This is a genomic window from Pseudomonas sp. SDO5532_S415 (genome assembly GCF_054071155.1).
Window position 1 is genome coordinate 1 of the sequence record NZ_JBSVWS010000288.1, and the last position, 4,188, is coordinate 4,188.

2 protein-coding genes are annotated in these 4,188 nt (G+C 60.3%); one reads left to right on the forward strand and one right to left on the reverse strand.

Features of this window, described 5'->3' with window-relative positions; all coding sequences use genetic code 11:
• Nucleotides 1-297: 297 nt before the first annotated feature.
• Nucleotides 298-1,938, reverse strand: a complete 1,641-nt coding sequence (gene mqo, locus ACW9HW_RS29205; protein ID WP_457402788.1) for a malate dehydrogenase (quinone) — start codon at nucleotides 1,936-1,938, stop codon at nucleotides 298-300.
• A gap of 503 nt (nucleotides 1,939-2,441) precedes the next feature.
• On the opposite strand from mqo, the gene ilvD reads away from it, so the two are divergent.
• Nucleotides 2,442-4,124, forward strand: a complete 1,683-nt coding sequence (ilvD, locus tag ACW9HW_RS29210) for a dihydroxy-acid dehydratase (RefSeq protein ID WP_457402790.1) — start codon at nucleotides 2,442-2,444, stop codon at nucleotides 4,122-4,124.
• Nucleotides 4,125-4,188: the final 64 nt, after the last annotated feature.

Genomic DNA, 4,188 nt, shown 5'->3' on the forward strand with positions numbered 1-4,188 from the left:
AGTGGCCGTTACCGCAGGAATGGATATGTACACCATCAAAAACGATGTCGCCTGACACAAAACCTTCGCGAGCAGGCTCGCTCCCACAATGGATTAGGTATATCCGTGAAATCAGGTCGGCTATGAGGCCGCCATCGCTGCGATGCGGCGACCCGACAAGCCAGCTCCCACCGCTACCGGTGAGTTCATGAAAAACCAAATATCCCACCAACGAAAAAGCCCGCTGACCATCACCGGTTCAGCGGGCTTTCTTTTCTGCGGTTCAGTCAGTCCCGCCGCAATGGCGGGACAACCGGATTACAACGCCATATCAGCCGCAGCATTCTCTTTCACAGGCTTGGCTTTTTCAGCCGGAGCAGCCGGAGCCACCTGACCAATCACCGGCGGCGCAGGCAGTTCCAGGACCTTGGAGGTGTAGGCCCACTCTTCTGCCACTTTCACCGGATCGCTGTTCAGCTGGGTGCCATAGCTCGGCACGATCTGGTGCAGTTTTTCCTGCCAGGCCGGGGTTGCGACCTTGTCTTTGAACACTTTCTGGATCACGGTCAGCATGATCGGTGCAGCGGTCGATGCGCCTGGGGATGCACCCAGCAGGCCGGCAATCGAGCCGTCAGCGGAAGCGACGATTTCGGTGCCCAGCTTCAACACGCCACCGGCGGCTTCGTCACGCTTGATGATCTGCACGCGTTGGCCTGCTTGCCACAGGCGCCAGTCTTCGGCCTTGGCGTTCGGGAAGTATTCCTTCAGGGCGTTGAGGCGGTCTTCGTCAGACAGCATCAGCTGACCGGCAAGGTACTCCACCAGCGGGTATTCCTTGATGCCGACCTTGGTCATCGGCCACACGTTGTGCGTGGTGGTGGTGGTCAGCAGGTCCAGGTACGAACCTTCTTTCAGGAACTTGGTGCTGAAGGTGGCGAATGGGCCAAACAGAATCACGCGCTTGCCATCCAGCACGCGGGTGTCCAGGTGTGGAACCGACATTGGCGGGGCACCAACCGAGGCTTTGCCGTAGGCTTTGGCCAGGTGTTGCTCGGCAATGCTTGGGTTTTCGGTCACGAGGAACGAGCCACCCACCGGGAAGCCTGCGTATTCCCGGGCTTCAGGAATGCCGGACTTCTGCAGCAGGTGCAGGGCACCGCCGCCGGCGCCGATGAACACGAACTTGGCGTCGGTTTCGGTTTTGCTGCCGTCTTTCAGGTTTTTGTAGCTGACGCGCCAGCTGCCGTCTTCGTTCCTGGTGATGTCCTGCACTTCGCTGGACAGTTTCAAGTCGAATTTCGGCGTGGTTTGCAGGTGAGCCACGAACTGGCGAGTGATTTCGCCGAAGTTCATGTCGGTGCCGAGCGGGCTCCAGGTGGCCGCGATTTTCTGGTTCGGGTCACGCCCTTCCATCATCAGCGGGACCCACTTCTTGATCACAGCCGGGTCTTCGGAGTACTGCATGCCGGCGAACAGCGGGCTCGCTTGCAGGGCTTCGTAGCGCTTTTTCAGGAACTTGATGTTGTCATCGCCCCACACAAAGCTCATGTGCGGTGTGGCGTTGATGAACGAACGCGGGTTCTTCAGCACGCCCTGGCGAACCTGCCAGGCCCAAAACTGGCGGGAGATCTGGAAGGCTTCGTTGATTTCAACGGCCTTCGGGATCGAAACCTTGCCGTTCTCGTCTTCCGGGGTGTAGTTCAGCTCGGCCAGCGCGGAGTGGCCGGTACCGGCGTTGTTCCAGCCGTTGGAGCTTTCCAGGGCGACGCCGTCGAGGCGCTCGATCATCTGCATCGAAGTGCCGGGTTCCAGCTCATTGAGCCACACACCCAGGGTCGCGCTCATGATGCCGCCGCCAATCAGCAGCACATCGACTTTCTTGGCTTCTTCCGCCTGGGCTGTCGTGATCCCCAACGACAACGCCAACCCCAGCAGGGCTGTGTTCACTTTCTTAAACATCTGTAGCACCTATGATAAAACGCCATCCGCCCCGCCATCCCCGTACCAGGCCCCTTGTTGGCGACAGACAGGCTGGCTGTCGCGGGGCTTGCACATAAGGATCGCAGGGTGGGCACACAAGGCCGACTGACTGCATCGACCCCAAGTTATATGTCCCTACTGAACTGACTTTTTATCTTTTTTGGCTTCAGCTACTTGAGCGACAGTGATTCCGTTGGCGCATCTGGAGGACACGCAAACTGAATAGGTCAAACCAAGTTGGGACCAAGAATATCACGACATGGCAAACCCGCGCGTCTGTTCACGACCCTGTAGGAGCGAGCTCGCTCGCGATAGACCCGCGAACGCCGCGGGGGATCAGGCTCCCAGCGGTATCGATAACGACCATCGCGAGCGAGCTCGCTCCTGCACAGTGGCCGTAATGGTGAACGGATCGGCATCAGGCGCGACTGGCCCTCTATACTCAATCTGCTTTTTCCGAATAGAGCCTGTGAGGAGCCGCCATGAACGATAAAGACGATCTGCGCAAGTATTCCTCAGAAGTGGTCGATGGCGTCGAAGCCGCACCGGCCCGGTCCATGCTGCGTGCCGTGGGCTTTACCGACGACGACTTCACCAAGCCGCAGATCGGCATCGCCTCGACCTGGGCGATGGTCACGCCGTGCAACATGCACATCGACAAGCTGGCGATCGAAGCCGAAAAAGGCGCGAATGCCGCCGGTGCCAAGGGGGTGATTTTCAACACCATCACCATTTCCGACGGCATCGCCAACGGCACCGAAGGCATGAAGTATTCGCTGGTGTCGCGGGAAGTGATTGCCGATTCCATCGAGACGGTGGCCGGTTGCGAAGGCTTTGACGGGCTGGTCACCGTGGGCGGTTGCGACAAGAACATGCCCGGCTGCCTGATCGGCATGGCGCGGCTCAATCGGCCGTCGATCTTCGTTTATGGCGGCACCATCCGCCCGGGGGCCGGCCACACTGACATCATTTCCGTGTTCGAAGCCGTGGGCCAGCATGCGCGCGGCGACATCAGCGAGATCCAGGTCAAGCAGATCGAGGAAGTGGCGATTCCCGGCCCCGGTTCCTGCGGTGGCATGTACACCGCCAACACCATGGCTTCGGCCATCGAAGCCCTGGGCATGAGCCTGCCCGGCTCCAGTTCCCAGGATGCCGTGGGCAGCGACAAGGCTTCGGACAGTTTCCGCGCCGGGCAGCAGGTCATGGAGCTGCTCAAGCTCGATCTCAAACCCCGGGACATCATGACCCGCAAGGCCTTTGAAAACGCGATCCGCGTGGTGATCGCCCTCGCCGGCTCCACCAATGCCGTGTTGCACCTGTTGGCCATGGCCCACGCAGTGGGTGTCGAACTGACCCTGGATGACTTCGTCGAACTGGGCAAGGTGTCGCCGGTGGTGGCCGACCTGCGCCCCAGCGGCAAATACATGATGAGCGAACTGGTGGCTATCGGCGGCATCCAGCCCCTGATGAAACGCATGCTGGGCGCCGGGATGCTGCATGGTGACGTCATGACCGTCACCGGCAAGACCCTCGCCGAGAACCTGGAAAACGTGCCCGACTACCCCGCCGGCCAGGACGTGATCCTGCCCTTCGACCAGCCGATCAAGAAGGATTCGCACCTGGTGATCCTGCGCGGCAACCTCTCGCCCACCGGCGCGGTGGCCAAGATCACCGGCAAGGAAGGTTTGCGCTTTGACGGCACGGCGCGGGTCTATCACGGTGAGGAAGGCGCGCTGGCCGGGATTCTCAATGGCGAAGTGAAAGCGGGCGATGTGATCGTGATTCGCTACGAAGGACCGAAAGGCGGTCCGGGCATGCGCGAAATGCTCTCGCCGACTTCGGCGGTGATGGGCAAGGGGCTCGGCAAAGACGTAGCGCTGATTACCGACGGCCGGTTTTCCGGTGGTTCCCATGGGTTCGTGGTGGGGCATATCACCCCGGAAGCCTTTGAGGGCGGACCGATTGCGCTGATCGAAGACGGCGACAGGATCACCATTGATGCCGAAACCCGGCAGATTACGGTGGATGTGTCGGATGCTGAATTGGCCAGGCGCAAAACCCGTTGGGTGCGGCCGGAATCGAAGTACAAGCGTGGGGTTTTGGCCAAGTATGCGAAGACGGTGTCCAGTGCTTCGGAGGGGGCTGTGACCGATAAATACCTCTAGTCTGGCATTGCCTGAGCGATTGCTTTCGCGAGCAGGCTCGCTCCCACAGTTGGAATGCGTTCCC

Coding starts and splice junctions, on each gene's coding strand:
- mqo (WP_457402788.1), bottom strand. CDS start 1,938: ATGTTTAAGAAAGTGAACACAGCCCTGCTGGGGTTGGCGTTGTCGTTG.
- ilvD (WP_457402790.1), top strand. CDS start 2,442: ATGAACGATAAAGACGATCTGCGCAAGTATTCCTCAGAAGTGGTCGAT.